Annotated in this window: 15 protein-coding genes and 1 other annotated feature; of the genes, 11 read left to right on the forward strand and 4 right to left on the reverse strand. The window is 40.8% G+C overall.

The features are described from left to right. Positions 1–4: 4 nt before the first annotated feature. Complete coding sequence (locus GPA07_RS03690) at positions 5–739, reverse strand: alpha/beta fold hydrolase (protein WP_157292043.1); 735 nt, start codon at positions 737–739, stop codon at positions 5–7. 189 nt (positions 740–928) lie between these two features. Here GPA07_RS03690 and GPA07_RS03695 point away from each other — a divergent pair, with 189 nt between their 5' ends. The 5 genes from GPA07_RS03695 (at position 929) to GPA07_RS03715 (ending at position 5,485) form a co-directional block, all read left to right on the forward strand. Beyond that, the gene (locus GPA07_RS03695; protein WP_071168505.1) at positions 929–1,777 is read left to right on the forward strand and encodes a YitT family protein; all 849 of its coding nucleotides are present in this window, start codon (positions 929–931) and stop codon (positions 1,775–1,777) included. A gap of 49 nt (positions 1,778–1,826) precedes the next feature. Then, the gene (cccB, locus tag GPA07_RS03700; RefSeq protein ID WP_157292044.1) at positions 1,827–2,156 is read left to right on the forward strand and encodes a cytochrome c551; all 330 of its coding nucleotides are present in this window, start codon (positions 1,827–1,829) and stop codon (positions 2,154–2,156) included. A gap of 381 nt (positions 2,157–2,537) precedes the next feature. Next, positions 2,538–3,224: a cell division ATP-binding protein FtsE gene (ftsE, locus tag GPA07_RS03705; protein WP_008358447.1), complete on the forward strand. Its 687-nt coding sequence runs from the start codon at positions 2,538–2,540 to the stop codon at positions 3,222–3,224. Next, positions 3,217–4,107 carry a permease-like cell division protein FtsX gene (gene ftsX, locus GPA07_RS03710; protein ID WP_008358446.1) on the forward strand — a complete coding sequence of 297 codons (891 nt, stop codon included), beginning with the start codon at positions 3,217–3,219 and terminating at the stop codon, positions 4,105–4,107. The genes ftsE and ftsX overlap by 8 nt, the downstream gene beginning before the upstream one ends. A gap of 115 nt (positions 4,108–4,222) precedes the next feature. After that, positions 4,223–5,485 carry a murein hydrolase activator EnvC family protein gene (locus tag GPA07_RS03715; protein ID WP_008358444.1) on the forward strand — a complete coding sequence of 421 codons (1,263 nt, stop codon included), beginning with the start codon at positions 4,223–4,225 and terminating at the stop codon, positions 5,483–5,485. A gap of 48 nt (positions 5,486–5,533) precedes the next feature. Here the strand turns inward: GPA07_RS03715 and GPA07_RS03720 are convergent, their stop codons facing one another. Then, a complete protein-coding gene (locus GPA07_RS03720) occupies positions 5,534–6,274 on the reverse strand; it encodes a sulfite exporter TauE/SafE family protein (RefSeq protein ID WP_157292045.1) in 741 nt (246 codons plus the stop codon). A gap of 153 nt (positions 6,275–6,427) precedes the next feature. On the opposite strand from GPA07_RS03720, the gene ctpB reads away from it, so the two are divergent. The 6 genes from ctpB to GPA07_RS03750 all read left to right on the forward strand — a co-directional run bounded on the left by ctpB (position 6,428) and on the right by GPA07_RS03750 (position 14,511). After that, the gene (ctpB, locus tag GPA07_RS03725) at positions 6,428–7,876 is read left to right on the forward strand and encodes a carboxy-terminal processing protease CtpB (protein ID WP_071168507.1); all 1,449 of its coding nucleotides are present in this window, start codon (positions 6,428–6,430) and stop codon (positions 7,874–7,876) included. 344 nt (positions 7,877–8,220) lie between these two features. Next, entirely contained in the window at positions 8,221–8,574 is a 354-nt protein-coding gene (locus tag GPA07_RS03730) for a swarming motility protein SwrAA (protein ID WP_007500014.1), read from the forward strand. Positions 8,575–8,642: 68 nt separating this feature from the next. Then, on the forward strand, positions 8,643–9,830 hold the full coding sequence (locus GPA07_RS03735; RefSeq protein ID WP_034739052.1) for a PDZ domain-containing protein: 1,188 nt from the start codon (positions 8,643–8,645) through the stop codon (positions 9,828–9,830). Positions 9,831–10,390: 560 nt separating this feature from the next. After that, on the forward strand, positions 10,391–11,656 hold the full coding sequence (locus GPA07_RS03740) for a pectate lyase family protein (RefSeq protein ID WP_157292046.1): 1,266 nt from the start codon (positions 10,391–10,393) through the stop codon (positions 11,654–11,656). A 440-nt stretch (positions 11,657–12,096) separates the two neighbouring features. Continuing rightward, complete coding sequence (locus GPA07_RS03745) at positions 12,097–12,771, forward strand: NAD(P)H-dependent oxidoreductase (RefSeq protein WP_008358431.1); 675 nt, start codon at positions 12,097–12,099, stop codon at positions 12,769–12,771. A 90-nt stretch (positions 12,772–12,861) separates the two neighbouring features. After that, positions 12,862–13,086 (forward strand) — a binding site (T-box leader). A gap of 75 nt (positions 13,087–13,161) precedes the next feature. Next, on the forward strand, positions 13,162–14,511 hold the full coding sequence (locus tag GPA07_RS03750; protein WP_008358429.1) for an amino acid permease: 1,350 nt from the start codon (positions 13,162–13,164) through the stop codon (positions 14,509–14,511). A gap of 47 nt (positions 14,512–14,558) precedes the next feature. Here GPA07_RS03750 and GPA07_RS03755 read toward each other — a convergent pair whose 3' ends face one another. Further along, positions 14,559–15,551 carry a glycosyltransferase family 2 protein gene (locus GPA07_RS03755; protein ID WP_008358427.1) on the reverse strand — a complete coding sequence of 331 codons (993 nt, stop codon included), beginning with the start codon at positions 15,549–15,551 and terminating at the stop codon, positions 14,559–14,561. A gap of 29 nt (positions 15,552–15,580) precedes the next feature. After that, on the reverse strand, positions 15,581–17,725 hold the full coding sequence (locus GPA07_RS03760; protein WP_008358425.1) for an ArnT family glycosyltransferase: 2,145 nt from the start codon (positions 17,723–17,725) through the stop codon (positions 15,581–15,583). Between the last annotated feature and the right edge of the window lie 34 nt (positions 17,726–17,759).

Below are 17,759 nucleotides of genomic sequence, written 5' to 3' on the forward strand. Positions count from 1 at the left end.
CCCATTATGGGAGCTTTTTTGCTGGCTTTAACCATTCAAGCATCGTCTGAATGATATCGTTTTGTTGGGTCAGTGCTGGAATGTTTGCAAGCTGATCACCTTTTTGTTTGCCATACATGCCAAATTGCGCGTGGTTCCCACCTTTTATCTCATGGTACACCGTTTGAGACGGCAGCAGCTTTTTCGATTCTTTGATTTTCTCTTGTGTCGCTAGCCCGTCCTTTTCGCCTGAAATAGATAGTACTTGAAAGGAAGCCTGTTTCAAGTCGTCTGATGCTGGATAGGAGGCAAGGAAAAAGAGGCCGTCGAGCTTGCTCTGATTTTTCTCTGCGTACATAGCGGCAGCTGTCCCGCCTAGTGAATGCCCGCCAATGTACCAATGCTTAATGCCTGGATGATCCTTGATGATATCTTCTGCTTTCTTTGTATGGAAGATCGCAAAGGAAAATGGCATGTCTGGGACAAAGACCGAATAGCCTTTCTTCATCAGCGCATTCCCGAGATAGGCGTACGCAAGAGGTTCAACCTTTGCACCTGGGTACAGGATGATGCCAGTATCGCTTTTAGCTGCTTCAAATGCATAAACCCCGTTTTGATGATCAACCTGCTCGATGTTCACCTGCTTTTTTAATGCTTCAGATGGTCCATATGTAAAGCGGCTCCATGTATAGAAAGCACCAAAGGCTAAAATCAGCAGTGCGAGTAATGTGATACCAGTGATTTTTAATATTTTCTTCATCGCATGTCCCTTCTTTCTCATGTACATATTAAATATATCATCATTTCCTCTCATGCCAAGTAATGAGTAAGCTGATCCGGCTGTGTGATAAAGTATTAATCCATTAGCACTGCATTTGGCTGTTATTTACAATCCAAATAAGAGGGCTTAAAATAGGTGTGCATTCAGAAGTAACGGAGGAAGAAAGACATGAAGCAGGGACATTCTCAATTTTGGATTGAAGCGAAAAACTATCTGTTCATTTTCATAGGGTCAGCCATCGTGGCGATAGGGTTTAATACGTTATTATTACCGAATCAGATTGCCGCTGGAGGTGTGAGTGGCATTAGTACCATTATGCAGTCATTCGGTTTCGAAGCAGCATATGTACAATGGGGCCTCAATATTCCGCTGTTTATCGCCGGCTTTTATTTATTGGGCGGAACATTTGGGGTGAAGACACTTGTTGGGTCTGTTTTTTTACCTTTGATGGTATTCTTAACGAGACATATTGCCCCTGTGACCCATGAAGCGCTGCTCGCAGCGATATTTGGCGGAGTGGTGATTGGAATCGGAATAGGGCTCGTGTTCCTCGGGAATGGTTCAACGGGTGGAACGGCACTCGCTGCCAAAATCATCAATAAATACACAGGACTGACGTTAGGTACATGTTTAGCAATGATGGATGGCCTCATTGTACTGGCTGCGATGACTGTGTTTGGTATCGAAGAAGGATTGTACGCTGTGATTGGCGTGTTTATTTCTAGTAAAACGATTGATGTGGTACAGGCTGGCTTCAGTCATTCGAAAATGGCCATGATTATTACTGGGCATGAGGATGAGGTGAGACAGGCGGTTTTTGATCAAATTGATCGTGGTGTAACGAAGATCTCAGCAGTAGGGGGATACACCGACCATGAACGGCCGATTCTCATGTGTGTTGTAGGGCAGTCACAATTCACAAAGTTGAAACAAGTGGTCAAAGCAATCGATGCATCAGCATTTGTCATTGTCATGGATGCCAAAGAGGTGCTTGGTGAGGGTTTTAAAAGGGCGTAAACAAGGATATAATAAGCGTTGACCAAATGATCGTAAGGGAGGGAAATAGATGAAAAAGAGTGGATTAACGCTTTTATTTGCGGCCATGCTATTTGTACTTGCGGCCTGTGGAGGAAATTCAAGTAGAAGTGACAAAGAAGGCAGTAAAAGTGCATCAACTGTGAGCAGTGGTGAAGAGGTTTATCAGCAGAACTGTATTGGCTGTCATGGAAAAGACTTATCTGGCGGAGGCGGCCCAAGCCTGAAAGAAGTCGGGAAGAAATATAATGAAAGCCAAATTGCAGAAATTGCACAGAACGGTAAAGGGTCTATGCCAAGCGGGATGGTAGATGAAAAACAAGCAAAAGAAGTCGCCAAATGGCTTGCAGAGAAAAAATAAAAACTTTGTCTAATCGACAAGGTTTTTTTATTTTCTATATGTAGAAAAAGACTTTTGAACAGTATGAAAACGTATTATATTAAATTTTATTTAAAAAATAAGGGTAAAAAGGCATGTTTTTTGGTTTTGTTTGTTCGATTTACCTTTTATTTATAAGTTTTGAAATATAAATGTAATACCATTGCGTCGAATCATGACGTATAATTGGAGTTGTTGAAATTTAGACGATTCAATTTTTTCATCTTTTTGGATGAAAAGGACATAAATTGCTTTTGCGTATCGAAAGGTATGTGCGTGACCATACATAACGTTTTTGATGAGAAGTGTCAAAACATCATGATAAGCTGTTTGTCAGCGAATAAGAAAAGATTAGGTGATTACATGATTGAAATGAAGGAAGTCTACAAGATCTATCCTAATGGTGTAAAGGCGATCAATGGAATCAATGTCTCTATCCATCCAGGAGAGTTTGTGTATGTTGTTGGTCCCAGTGGCGCTGGTAAATCTACTTTCATCAAAATGATGTATCGTGAAGAGAAGCCAACCAAAGGGAAAATTTTAATTAATAACAAAGATTTAGGCTCTATTAAGGAAAAAGAAATTCCTTACGTGAGAAGAGAAATAGGCGTAGTATTCCAAGATTTCAAACTGCTTCCAACTCTCACAGTGTTTGAGAACGTGGCATTTGCCCTTGAAGTCATTGGTGAACAGCCTAGTATCATTAGGAAAAAAGTGCTTGATGTACTCGATTTAGTGCAATTAAAGCATAAAGCGCGCCAATTCCCTGACCAGTTGTCTGGCGGTGAACAGCAGCGAGTGTCTATCGCTAGATCAATCGTCAATCATCCTGAGGTTGTCATTGCAGACGAGCCGACAGGAAACCTTGATCCAGATACTTCATGGGAAATCATGAAGACACTCGAAGAGATTAATAACCGCGGAACAACAGTCGTCATGGCGACACACAACAAAGAGATTGTAAACAGCATGAAGAAACGCGTCATCGCAATCGAAGACGGGATGATTGTGCGTGACGAAGCAAGAGGGGAGTACGGAATTTATGATTAAAACTCTCTCGCGGCATTTACGTGAGAGCTTCCGTTCACTTGGAAGAAACACGTGGATGACATTTGCCTCAATTAGTGCGGTCACTGTCACATTGATTTTAGTTGGGGTTTTTCTTGTCATTATGCTCAACTTGAATAACATGGCATCGAACGCTGAAAAAGAAGTAGAAGTAAAAGTATTAATTGAATTAACAGCGAATCAAAAGCAGCAGGATGAATTAAAAGCAGAAATTGAGAAGATTCCTGAAATCAGTGATGTGAAATACTCATCTAAGGATGATGAACTGAAAGCACTGATTAAAAGCTTTGGTGAAAATGGACAATCCATGGGATTGGTTGATCAAGAAAACCCATTAAATGATGCGTTTATTGTGAAAACAACAGACCCTCACGATACACCAAAAGTAGCGAAGAAGTTAGAAAACCTAAAAGGGACGTATAAAGTCACTTATGGAAAAGAAGAGGTCAGCCGACTCTTTAATGTTGTCGGTGTGGCACGTAACGTCGGCATCGCGCTCATTATTGGGCTTTTATTCACAGCGATGTTCTTGATTTCCAATACGATCAAAATTACGATTTTTGCTAGACGTAAAGAAATTGAGATTATGAAGCTAGTAGGTGCAACGAACTGGTTTATCCGCTGGCCATTCTTCATTGAAGGATTACTGCTTGGTGTATTTGGTTCCATTATACCAATCGCTCTATTGCTTGGCACGTATCAATATGTTGTCGGCTGGGTAGCGCCAAGGGTACAAGGTTCATTTATTTCAATGCTTCCATACAATCCGTTTGTCTATCAAGTATCACTGATCCTTCTATTGATCGGTGCCGTTATCGGTGTGTGGGGAAGTTTAACGTCCATCCGTAAATTCTTGAAAGTATAAATCTATTTTATTTTGATGGCAGCACTCGAGGATTCTATAGAAGATGTGACCGGTTGATCCAATTCATCCGGTCGAATCTTTATGCAGGCAGTTGTCATGGGAGGGGAATATCGTTTTGAAAAGAAAGCTGATAATGGCTGGAATGGCAGCGTTTATTGGAACAACGTGGCTATACATTCCAGGGAACGAGAATCGTGCATTCGCATACGAAGACCTAGATCAAAAACGTCAACAAATCGAAGAGAAAACATCGAAGACTGAATCAACCTTGAAGAAAAAGAAATCAGATCTGGCAAAGCTTGAAAAGAAAGAATCAAAGCTGAAACAAGAGATTGAAAAGATTGACCAAAAAGTAAGTGCTGCAACTGAAAAAGTCGCTGAAAAAGAAAAAGAAGTCAAAAAGACGAAACAAGAGATCAAAAAACTGAAAAAAGACATTGAAGTCATCAATGAGCGAATTGAAAAAAGAAAAGCGATTTTCAAAGACCGCATTCGTTCTATGCAAAAAAGCGGCGGTACGATCAACTATTTAGATGTGCTGCTAGGTGCTCGCAGCTTCAGTGATTTTGTGAGTCGTGTTGGAGCTGTCACTACCATTGTCGAAGCAGATAAAGACATGATTACAGAACACGAAAATGATTTAAAGCTTGTGGAGCAAAAAGAAGCAGAGCTAAATAAACAGCTAAGTGGACTTGAAGCATCTCTGAAAGAGCTTGAGGCGCTGAAAAAGGATTTATCTAAACAGCAAAAAGCAAAAGCAAAAGTCCTTGGTCATGTAACGGAAGAAAAAGAACATGCACATGATGAACTGGGCAAGCTTGAAAATGAAAAAGAAATTTTAGCGAATCAGAAAGCGGCTGTAAAGTCTGAAGAGGCACGCCGTCAAAAAGAAGAAGCGAAAAAAGCACAACAAGCAGCTGCTGAAAAAAATGCACCTGCATCAAATGGCGGATCTGATCAAGTGTCAGATACACCAGCAAGCAGCTCAGGTTTCATTAAGCCGGCTGCAGGCCGATTCTCATCAGGCTTTGGCGGACGTTCTAGTGGACAGCACTACGGATTAGATATTGCGGCAAAAGGCACAGTATCTGTTGTGGCAGCAGCATCTGGAACAGTTACGAACTCAAGCTATTCGCCGAGCTATGGGAATGTTGTATTCATTACGCATAACATCAATGGACAGACGTATCAAACGGTATACGCTCACCTGTCAACAAGAAGTGTTTCAACAGGCCAGAGAGTCAAGCAAGGGCAATTCCTTGGATATATGGGGAACACAGGCCGGTCATATGGTCAGCACCTTCATTTTGAAATTCATAAAGGGTTATGGAATGGCGCAAAATCAAATGCTGTCAATCCAGCTCAATATATTCGCTAACAAAAAGCCGATAACACTCTGTTATCGGCTTTTTTCATCTAGATAAAATTAAAATAACAGCAGTAATCCGGCGATAATAGGTGTTAAAAGCACAGCGGATTTCAGTAGAAGTTTCGGTGCGAGGCGTGTGAATTTAGCCCCAATAAAAGCCCCTAATACTGTACCAATTAAGATTTGAATGAGCAGGATAAAGTCAACATACCCCTCTGAAATATAGCCAATTCCACCGCCAATAGAGATTGGAATAATGACAAGCATGGTCGTCCCAACAGCTTGTCTAATAGACAGCCTCAGCAAAATCAAAAGTCCCACTTGGATAAATGGTGCTGACCCGATACCGAACATGCCTGACAGCATACCTGATACAAGGCCTAAAATAATGCCCCTTATGAGCAATTGACGTGAAGAAAGCGGCTGTTGCTCTGCTTCTTCATTCAGGACAAACAATTTGATCATCATAAAAACAGCAGATAAAAAGAGCATACCAGCTGTTAAATAGTGCAGGCTTTCCTCGGGAATAAAAGGAGCAATCTTTGCTCCCGCAAAAGAAGCAATACAAGCTAAAGCACCGACAATCAACCCGGATTTCAGCTGAATATTCCCTTCCCGGTAGTGGCTGTATGCACCAGATAAAGTCGTAAATGCCATAGCAGCTAAAGATGTCCCGAGTGCTGTATGGATTGGTACATCAAAGAGTAACGTAAGCAATGCGATGACAAAACCAGCTCCGCCAGCTCCGACAAACCCTAGTAAAATTCCTAATAAAAGCATAGTCAAAATAATATACATAGCGAAGACTCCTTCTCGATCATACCAAAATAAAAATTACACCTAATGAAATGATTAGTCAAGCCTTCCGGGGAGAATGTCTTTACATGAAATCCCTTCTTCTGGCATATAATAACTCAGGTCATCAGGAAGAGTTGAAGAAGGAGGCAAAATATGAAAAAACAAATCGCATCTATCATGGCAAGTGTCGTTCTTATCATGAGTGCAGGGGTGATGACGTATAAAGACAGAACTCATGCGGAGTCACCGAAAGCGGCTGTTGCAGTGGCTGGACAAGCTCAATCAAATGATCGGGCGAAGGAAAACGGAATGGAGAAAATTGAGAAAGCCTATGACCTTATTTCGAATGAATATGTGGAGGAAGTGGATCGTCAAAAGCTGCTTGAAGGCGCCATTCAGGGCATGCTTTCAACTTTAAATGATCCGTATTCAGTATACATGGACAAGCAAACCGCAAAACAATTTTCTGATTCGCTTGATTCCTCTTTTGAGGGAATTGGCGCAGAAGTTGGGATGGATGAAGGGAAGATCATTATCGTCTCTGCCTTTAAAAAATCCCCCGCGGCTAAGGCAGGTCTTAAACCGAAAGATGAAATTATCAGCATTGACGGTGAGACGATGAAAGAAAAAAGCCTCAACGATGCTGTGCTGAAAATAAGAGGAAAAAAAGGAACGTCTGTCGCCTTGAAAATTAGACGAAATGGGATTGAGAAAGAGCTAACGTTCCATATCAAACGAGAAGAAATTCCACTTGAAACAGTTACTGCTTCAATGAAAGAGGTCAATGGTCATAAAACGGGCTATATTGCGATCTCCAGCTTTTCTGAAGATACTGCGAAGGATTTCACTGCAAGCTTGAATCAGCTCGAGAAAAAGGGCATGGAAGGTCTTGTGCTGGACGTGAGAGGAAATCCAGGCGGCTATCTGCAAAGTGTGGAAGACATTTTGAAGCATTTTATCACAAAGGATCAACCTTATATTCAGATTGCAGAACGGAACGGCGATCGAAAACGGTATTTTTCAAAGCGAAAAGAACCAAAACCTTATCCGGTCAATGTCTTGATTGATAAAGGAAGTGCATCGGCCTCTGAGATTCTTGCTGGTGCGATGAAAGAAGCAGGAAAGTATGAAGTGGTGGGGGACGTTTCCTTCGGGAAAGGAACTGTGCAGCAGGCAGTTCCGATGGGAGATGGAAGTAACATTAAATTAACGCTGTATAAGTGGCTGACACCAAAAGGCAATTGGATTCACAAAAAAGGCGTCGTGCCGACGATTGCGATTCATCAGCCAGATTACTTCACAGTTGGCCCGCTTCAGCTAAAAGAACCACTTCAGCTTGATATGAACAATGAAGAGGTCAGACAAGCTCAGACGCTGCTAAAAGGCTTGTCTTTCGATCCAGGCAGAGTAGATGGATATTTCGACGAAGAAACGAAAAAAGCCGTACTTGCTTTTCAAAGCACATACAATCTTGATAAATCAGGTGTCATTGATTTGAAGACAGCGAAAATGATGAACAAAATGGTAGATGAAGTGAAATCCTATGAAAAGAATGATCTTCAACTGCAAACTGCACTAAAAGCACTATATCTCAAAAAATAAAGAGGCGAATAAATGCCTCTTTTTTTTGGTTCATAAGTGTCACGAACATGTAATAATTTATTCTTAAAAATAAATTATATCGAGAAATATATTCATTTATTTTACAAAAAACATAACATTCCTTCGAATTTACCCGATAACATATTTATATAAGAGACTTTCTGTTGATTTAAACATGTCATGAAAATGAAACTTTTGAAAGTTGTATGTTACATAAATAATTCTTACAATAAAAAGTAGCACTCATTTTAAATATTTTATTTTTTGCGGATATTCAGCTTAAGCATTAAGCTGTACCGAGGTTTGCGCTTTTCTTAAAAGAACTAGTAAATGGGGGTACACAATTGAAAAGGGCAAGTATTGTGAGAGAAAAAAAATATTACGAGTTGGTAGAGGAGCTTAAGAGTCGTACGAAAGATGTGACGTTTTCCGCTACAAAGGCATTAAGTCTGCTCATGCTGTTAAGCAGGTACTTGGTCAATTACACAACGGTAGAATCAGTCGACGAAATCGATGAAGACTGTGCTGAGATATACTTCAATTATTTAATGGATAATCATAAGAGACTTGGTATAAACTTAACCGACATCAAGAGGTCCATGCAGCTTCTCGGCGGCATACTAGATGTAGATGTGAATCACTATTTAAAGGATTTTTCACTGTCAAATGTCACACTTTGGATGAATCAGGAGAAATAAACCTGATGTCAAGCATCGATTTATTTGATAGAATAAGAGAAAATGCTTGACTTGGGCGGTGAACGATAATGAGCTCGGAGTGGATGGGAGCCGGATTAAAAGCGGTCGGTCTGTTTTTAATCCATCCTCTTTTTTATTTCATGATATTAATAAGCCTATTGTATGGCTACATCCGCGTAAAGCGGGAGAGAAAAGCGTTTCAAACAAGAATAGAAGATGTTTACGATGAACTAAAATTTACATATTCAAAGGGATGGATTCTAGGTATTTGTCTATCTGTCATTTCAGTAGGCTTAGGGATATCCCTCCCGCCTGGATTCATCGTGCTGATTGCAGCAATGACCATCGTTTTCTCTTTATTCTTTAAGGCGAGTGCGCTTTCGTCTGCATACACACTCGGTTTCAGTTTTGTTGCGGCATTTGGACTAATGTTCTTCCAAGTGAACCATTCTTGGCTGCCGCAGCTTTCAATGATGAATGCTTCAGCCGTAGTCATCCTGTTAGGGCTCCTATTAATGACCGAGGGAATTCTAGCATATCGAACGGCGCATTTACGTACATCGCCTGCAATGGTGATGAGTGCGAGAGGACTTCTGATTGGCCAGCAGCGGGCAAACCGTCTGTGGCTTTTACCGCTTGTTTTGCTGATGCCAGCAGGTGAATTCACTTCTACCCTGCCATGGTGGCCGGTGCTTCAAGTGCACGACCAAAGCTTTTCATTTATTCTGATTCCGTATATCATCGGCTTCGGCCAGCGAATTCAAGGCTCGCTGCCAATTGTCAGTATTCAAATTACGGCACGACGAATTCTGATGCTTGGACTCGCTGTTGCCTTACTAGGTGCTGCAAGTATTTGGTTTGAGCCTATTGCCCTGGGAGCTGTTGTAATAGCGATTGTTGGAAGAGCCTTTCTTTCATGGAAGCAGAGGGTCAATGACAATGCTGCACCGTTCTTCTTCTCTAAGCGGAATCAAGGACTGATGGTGCTTGGCATCATTCCCAATACCCCTGCAGCTGATTTAAAGCTTGAGATCGGGGAAATGATTACAAAGGTAAATGGAATCGAGGTCAAAACCGTTTCAGAATTTTATGAAGCACTTCAAACCAATCGTGCTTTGACAAAGCTTGAGATCATTGGCCTAAATGGTCAGACAAGGTTTGAGAAACGAGCTTCTTACGAAGGGGAGCATCATCAGCTTGGTATCTTGTTTGTGAAGGATGACCCGCAGCAAGAACCAACGGCGATTTCATCTTAAAATAGCTAAAAGCTGCTAGAGATAGCAGCTTTTAGCTTGTTGACAAAGGGCTAAAATGATCTTGATTTTAGCCCTTTGTCTTCTTTTCAGCGTGACCTGAAAACCTTTGCAGTCTAGGAAGGACGAGTACCGGCGCGGAGCGAATTTAAGATTCGTGAGCACCGGCACGCAGGACTGACAAAGAATGCGAGGGTTTGTCTACACGCTGAAAGCTGCTAGAGATAGCAGCTTTTTTTGATGGCTTCAAAAGGAAACAATAAATAAAACAAGTATTTATTGTAAAATATATTGTAATTTTTTGAAAATATGTAATAATGATGTTTATAAAAATAGAGAGAGGTGAGAGGCTGAAGATATCATAAGTGAACATAGTGCCGTCTGCACGAGGGTGCTATATTTGTCAGTATATGAACGGGGGTGCATGAATAAACGCTGTTCTGTATCATCATTTGTTTTCTTCAAACACCAATGAGAAAGCAGTAGATGCAGGATTGCACAACTCTCTGCTGCTAAAAAATTAAATTATGTTCACGTGTGCAAAAAATAATAGGGAGAAAAAAATGAAAAAAATAATGTTAGTTATGATGTTATTGTCTTTATTCAGCTTTGAGAACATAGCTTTTGGAGCAGACATCGGACGTGAAACGCTTGCTAAAAATGATGGATGGGGCTCAAACTCAACTGGAGTTACTGGAGGGTCCGCTGCTAAAGCTGCAAATGTTTATACTGTATCTAATCGAAACACTCTTGTGAATGCTTTAGGTTCTAAAACCAATACAACACCAAAAATAATCTACATTCAGGGAACCATTGATTTAAATGTGGATGATAAGCTCAAAAAACTTGGGTTAAACGATTATAAAGACCCAAAATATGATTTTGACAAATACTTAAAACAATATGATCCGAAAACATGGGGGAAGAAGGAGCCGACTGGTACATTAGAAGAGGCACGTAAACGCTCTCAATTGAATCAGAAAGCACGTGTTCAAATTGATATTCCGTCAAATACGACGATCGTTGGTGTGGGGAATAACGCAAAAGTAATCGGAGGCGTTTTTCTTATCAAAAGTAATAATGTAATCTTAAGAAATATTCAATTTCAAGATGCATATGATTTCTTCCCATCGTGGGATCCTACGGACGGTAAAAACGGAAATTGGAATTCAGAGTACGATAACGTTTCTATTAATGGGGGAACGAAAGTATGGATTGATCATTGTACTTTTAATGATGGCTCTAGACAAGATCATACATTCCCTTCATATTACGGAAGGAAATATCAACATCATGATGGCTTGTTAGATATCACAAACCAAGCGGATTACATTACGTTATCTTATAATCATTTCCATCATCATGATAAGGTTATGACCATTGGCTCTAATGATAAAAATACTATTGATGATGGGAAATTAAGAGTGACACTTCACCATAATCGGTTTGAAAATATCGTACAGCGGGCACCGAGAGTCAGGTATGGAAAAGTTCATATTTACAATAACTACTATAAAGGTAGTTTAAGCACGAAAGAGTATCCTTTCAGTTATGCTTGGGGCATTGGAAAGAGTTCGAAAATCTATGCAGAGAACAATGTGATCGATGTACCCAATTTGACATCTAAGAACGTGATTAGTATTCTTTCGGGTTCTGAATTGCGGGATTCAGATACTCTATTAAATGGTTCTTTAACACAGAAAATTGGTGCGAATCAAGGATTAAAAACAAGTGTTGGTTGGACGCCTACTTTATTTTTATCCAAAGATTCAGTGACGAAAGTAAAATCAAACGTTCTATCAAAAGCTGGTGTAGGTAAAATCAACTGAAAAACGTGACCCTGACTGGTATAGTCAGGGTTTTTCATATTGATAATTTGTTCTTCATAATGTTCGATGATCTTTCCAAGCCCCATTTCCCCTCTGCATCTTCTTGCAGAAAAGGGTGTCACATAGCTGACGATCTCAGAAAATCGCCAGCAACACAATGATATCTTTTTTATCGATTGGATAGTAGAGACTTAATTCCCTTTTTTGGAAGTGGTCATTCTGGTGTTTTTTTCCCTCTTTTTTTTATTTGTTCAACTTATGTTTTAAATGAAGATATGCTGAACGTGACAATGATAGAAATTGATTGAAAGGCAGTTTACTTGAATGCAGTTGTTATATCTTTTAACATAAACGATATGACATCACACCAAAGGGTGATTATTTTTCAAATATAATGGTAAAAAATAATATGCCAAAAATCATGTGAAAGGATGAACGATATGAGAGACAAAGAATTACTAAAAAAGGAAATCATTGAAGCATATAAGTTCCGCCATGCGACAAAAGAGTTCGATCCATCGAAAAAAATTCCTGAGGATGATTTTGCATTTATTTTAGAAACAGGAAGACTGTCTCCAAGCTCTGTAGGCTTTGAGCCATGGAAGTTCCTCGTTGTGCAGAATGAAGCTTTTAGAGAAAAATTAAAAAAATATACTTGGGGCGCGCAAAAACAGCTTCCCACTGCCAGTCATTTTGTGATCATCCTGGCAAGAACAGATGCCCGCTATGATTCCGCTTATGCAGAATATATCAACAAGCAAATCAAAGGCATGACAGATGAAACGTTTGAAATGGTCAAGGAACGCTACAAAGAGTTCCAAGAAAACGACCTTCATTTACTTGAAAATGACCGTACATTATTTGATTGGGCGTCAAAGCAGACGTATATTGCCCTTGGAAATATGATGACAGCTGCAGCACAGATCGGTATTGATTCATGCCCAGTTGAAGGATTTAGCTACGATGAAATACATCGTATCCTAGAAGAAGAAGGTTTACTTGAGGATGGTCAATACGACATTTCTGTGATGGTAGCCTTTGGTTATCGTGTCACTGAACCGAAGCGCGGCAAAACGCGCCGTCCGATGGATGAAGTAGCCGTTTGGATTCGTTAATCGCCGTTTGTCTGAAAAAGGATGTTGACAATTGCGTGGTTAGTCAGTATATTTAAAAAATAAAATCTTTGATGAATATATAAATTGACGATAAACGCTTTGACTTGAGAATAGTAGATGAACATCCGTTTTTTAAGAGAGCTGCGGGTCGGTGCAACGCAGTAAAACGAATCATTGAACTCGCTCAAAGAGCGGTAAGACTGAATGAATGGTAAGTCTTTACGTGTGACCTCCGTTATTGGGTTTTAAGTTGGATTCAGCACGTGCTGAATCAATTAGAGTGGTAACGCGGTTGCAAGGTCAGTCGTCTCTTCAAGGAGATGGCTGGCCTTTTTATATGCTTTTATCTTATATTTGTCTGAAGATTCAAATTTAAAGGAGCTATAGAAAATGGAAAAGGAACATGTGCAGTTAAAACGAACAATGACGTCAAGGCATATTATGATGCTTGCGCTTGGCGGTGCAATCGGCGCTGGTCTATTTAAAGGAAGCAGTTCTGCCATTGATATTGCAGGTCCTGCTGTCATTTTGGCATATATGATTGGTGGTCTTATTTTATTATTTATTATGCAAGGACTTGCCGAAATGACCGTTGCACGACCTGGAGCAAGAACATTCCGTGATTTAATAGAACCTGTCTTAGGTAAATATCCAGCCTATTTCTTAGACTGGATCTATTGGAAAATGTGGGTGCTGAACATTGCAGCAGAAGCCATTGTATCTGCGATCTTTATTCAATACTGGTTCCCTCACGTGCCGATTTGGACGCTTGTGTTAATCATTTCACTTGTTGTGACATTGATTAATGTGTGTTCAGTCAAAATGTTTGCTGAGACGGAGTACTGGTTAGCTTCTATTAAAATTGCTGTCATCATTTTATTTATTATCATTGGGTTAACGATGCTGTTTGTCTCATTTGGACAGCATGCGGCACCGGGACTATCTAACTTAACCGGCCACGGAGGATTTTTCCCTAATGGAACTGGCGGCTTAATTGCGGCAATGCTGGTTGTGGTCTATTCATATGGCGGAACTGAGATGATTGGGGTCACATTAGCGGAAACAAAAAATCCTGAAAAAGTGATTCCAAAGGCCATTCAAAGTACGTTTGTCCGTATTATCGGTTTCTATGTACTGCCGTTCTTTATCATTGTCAGCTTAATCCCTTGGAATCAAGTAAACAATGAGCAAGTAAGTCCATTCGTCACAGTGTTTGCAACGATTGGTGTGCCGTATGCCAGTGATATCATGAACGGCATCATCTTGCTAGCGATCTTGTCTTCTATGAACTCTGGACTGTATGCTTCATCAAGGGTGCTCTATACGCAGGCAATGGATGGACGTGTATGGAAAGGCTTCTCTAAGCTGTCAAAACAGCAGGTACCTGTCAGAGCCATCCTTGTATGTACATCCACATTGTATGCAGCTGTATTGATTTCTCTTTTTGTGGGAAGTCAAACGTTCAATTATTTGATGGGGTCTTTAAGTTATACCGTCCTGTTCATCTGGTTTATCATTGCAGTCGGTCATTTGAAATCTCGAAGTGTCGCACAGCCAGGTGGATATCGCGTGAAGTTGTATCCGTTCACGACATGGTTTTCTGTCATTGCGATCATTGCTATTTTTATCGGCGTTGTATCAACAACACCAATTGTACAAACGATGGTCACAATGGGAATTTATCTACTCATTACACTCTCTTTTTTCATCAACAGAAAGCGGTTTGAAACTGCCGTTTAATCTAAAAAGCGTGCAAGATCTTTTTATAAGGTCTCACACGCTTTTTTTTAATGCTGTTTATATTGCTTGAAATGAACAGGGGATTGAACCGCGTGAGGCTTTGCCTGAAGCCCATAGCTTTCCCTGACGATATAAAGCGGCCGGTCCTTTGCTTCATCGTATATTCGGCCAATATACTCTCCAATCATTCCTAACATAAAGAGGATGATACCGCTAAAGAATAGCTGGATGACAATTAATGAACTCCAGCCAGTGATGGTGCTGTTTGTGAAAAGCTTTAAGTATAAAACAACAAACATAGAAATGAATCCAATAGCAGAAAGGGTAATGCCTGCCACGCTGGCTAGCTTTAAAGGTTTATAGGAAAAGGATGTGATTCCATCCATTGAGAGTTTGAGCATCTTTTTGAGAGGGTACTTTGTTTCTCCTGCTAGACGCTCATCTCGAACGTATTCTACCGCAATTTGTTTGAAGCCGACCCAGCTGACTAAGCCGCGGACAAATGGATTTTTCTCACGAATTTTTCTCATTTCATGACATACCTTACGATCCATTAATCTAAAGTCGCCGGTGTCGATAGGAATATCTACTTCGGTGATTTGACGCAGCACTCGGTAGAAAAGGGAAGCAGTGTATTTTTTGAAAGCCGTTTCTCCTTTTCGTTTGGTGCGGACTGCGTAAACGACTTCATAGCCTTCCTTCCATTTCTCAATCATGTCTAAAATCAATTCAGGTGGATCTTGTAAATCCGCATCAATCACCACGACGGCTTCTCCCTTTGCATAATCCATTCCCGCCGTGATCGCAATTTGATGTCCAAAGTTACGAGAAAAATCAATGAGTCTCACATTAGGATCTTCCTGACAGTACCCTTTAATCAGTTCAGCTGTTCGATCCATACTACCGTCATTGACGAAGAGAAGCTCATATGCTTCTCCCGTCGAATCCATGACAGTTTTGAGGCGCTGATACGATTCATGGATCACAAGTTCTTCATTATAGACTGGGACAACAATAGAATACTTTATGCTTTTTTCCATCAGTCATTTTCCTCCTTTTAATAGATGAATTAATCAACGGATAGTTCGTAAAGGGTGCCGCTCTCCGTTCCGCCCATTCGTCCATTTGACTGATTATTTTGTTCCGATTGCTGGCTGTCTGAGCTGCCTGTTTGCTGATTCGTTTTAGATGTAGTGCTGTTCTGCCATTTAGAAGCAGAAACTTCTTTCCCATTTTTTTGAATCCAGCTCAGAATGTCAGAGCTTCCGCCTCTCATCTCAGAGAGATAGAAGTATTTGATTTTGCCGTCTTTGACGAGCTGTTTGAATTCACTAAGCGTAAGGATGTTATCAGATCCACTAAATCCACCTAATGCCATAACAGCTTTTCCTGTCTTAATAATGTAAGGCGAAGCAGTGGTTGCATCTGTTGTACCAAACAGGAACTCTTCCCCTGTATTGTTTTTCTCAAGGTAACTGATCAGCTTTTCATTGACTTGTGAACTCATGCTGCCACTTGAAGTTGCAAGCTGAGGACCAGCCTCTGGCAGCATACTGTTTCCTCCATAAAGAAGAGGTGTGCTTGCCCAGTACAATGGTGCGATCAGCATGCCAAGGATGGCGATGAGAGACATCAATTGTTTTAGTTTTTCTTTCCCTTTTATCAAGAGCAGTGCAAGGGTGGTTCCAACGCCAATGACACCAACTGCAATGCTTAATCCAAGACCAATCGTGCTTGTAAAGGTAGATAAGATAAAGATTTCAAATGCTGTCGTCACTATAATAGCAGTTGGAAGCAGCCATTTTTTAAAGCCGGTTGCTGTTTGGAACAATTGAGTCATAGACACCCATCCTGCTCCAGCTAATACAGCAATTGGCGGTGCCAGCATGATTAAGTAATAGTGATGGAAAAATCCTGCTACACTGAAAAATGCAGCGACCGGTATAAGCCAAGCTAACCAAAATAGTGTTTCTTTTTGTTTTGTATTGAGACGTCTTCTTTCAAATGCTGTTGAGAAGAAGATACCAATTGCACCAAAGATTGCAAATGGAAGCAGCCAGCTGATTTGATCGGATAATTCAGATTGGAATAAACGTAATGGCCCTTTTGTTCCTGTACCAAACATGCCAGAGCCGCTTCCCATCTTGCCGCCTCCACCATTTGGTGGGCTACCGCCATCTCCTCCGTCTCCTCCAGAAGGCATTTCAGATGCAGTTGAGCCGTTCGCGCTGCTTGGCGGCCCTTGCATAGACGGCTGTGTTTGACCTGAAGATTGATCCGAGCTGTCTGAGCTGCTTTGATTTCCATTAGATGGCGGCTGAGGCATAGTGGATGAATCATTGTCGTTTTGCTGTTCACCCTGCTGTGAAGGTGGTTGACCTTGACCCTCACTTGAACCACCGCTCATCCCACCACCGCCGCCAGACTGTTGACCAGTCAGCCGCTGAAGGCCGTTGTAACCAAAGGCTAATTCTAAAGCAGAATTGGATTGACTCGAACCCATATAAGGGCGATTGTCTTTTGAGGTAAGATCAACTGCTATAGACCAAGATGCAGATACACCTAACAGGACAATCATTGAAATCATGAGTGAAAGCAATTTCTTCTTCCATGTCGTTCGATAGGCAATGATGTAAAACAGGATAAGAGCAGGTACGATCATATACGCCTGCAGCATTTTTGTATTAAATCCGACCCCAATCATCGCAAATGAAGCAATGGCCCACAGCACTTTTTGCTGTTTTACAGCCTTGAACATCATGGCTGTTGCTAGTAAAAGTATAAAGACGAGTAAGCTGTCAATGTTATTTGTACGAGATACGGCAACTGCGATAGGTGTACAAGCCATAATCAGTGCGGCAAGTCTTGCAGCAGCCTGACCGAAAGTAGGTTTAACAAGTCGATAAATTAAATAAACAGATCCAATGCCAGCTAAAGCTTGAGGCAAGATTACACTCCAGCCATGCAGTCCGAAAATTTTGGCACTGATGGTTTGCAGCCAGAAGGCAAGAGGTGGTTTATCCACCGTGACATAACCTGCTGGATCAAACGAAGCAAAGAAGAAATTATGCCAACTTTGCATCATACTTGTGACTGCCGCCGTATAATAGGCATTCACCGTATCATCTTTCCAAATGTTATAAATGTTTAAAATGGCAGATAAGATCAATATGAAAAATAAATAGATATCAAATTTCTGAAAACGTCTCACCAAAAGTGTGTCACTCCTTTTTCTTTACTTGAAAAAA

Source organism: Bacillus sp. ms-22, from assembly GCF_009759805.1.
In the GTDB taxonomy this organism is placed as follows: Bacteria; Bacillota; Bacilli; order Bacillales; family Bacillaceae; genus Bacillus; species Bacillus xiamenensis.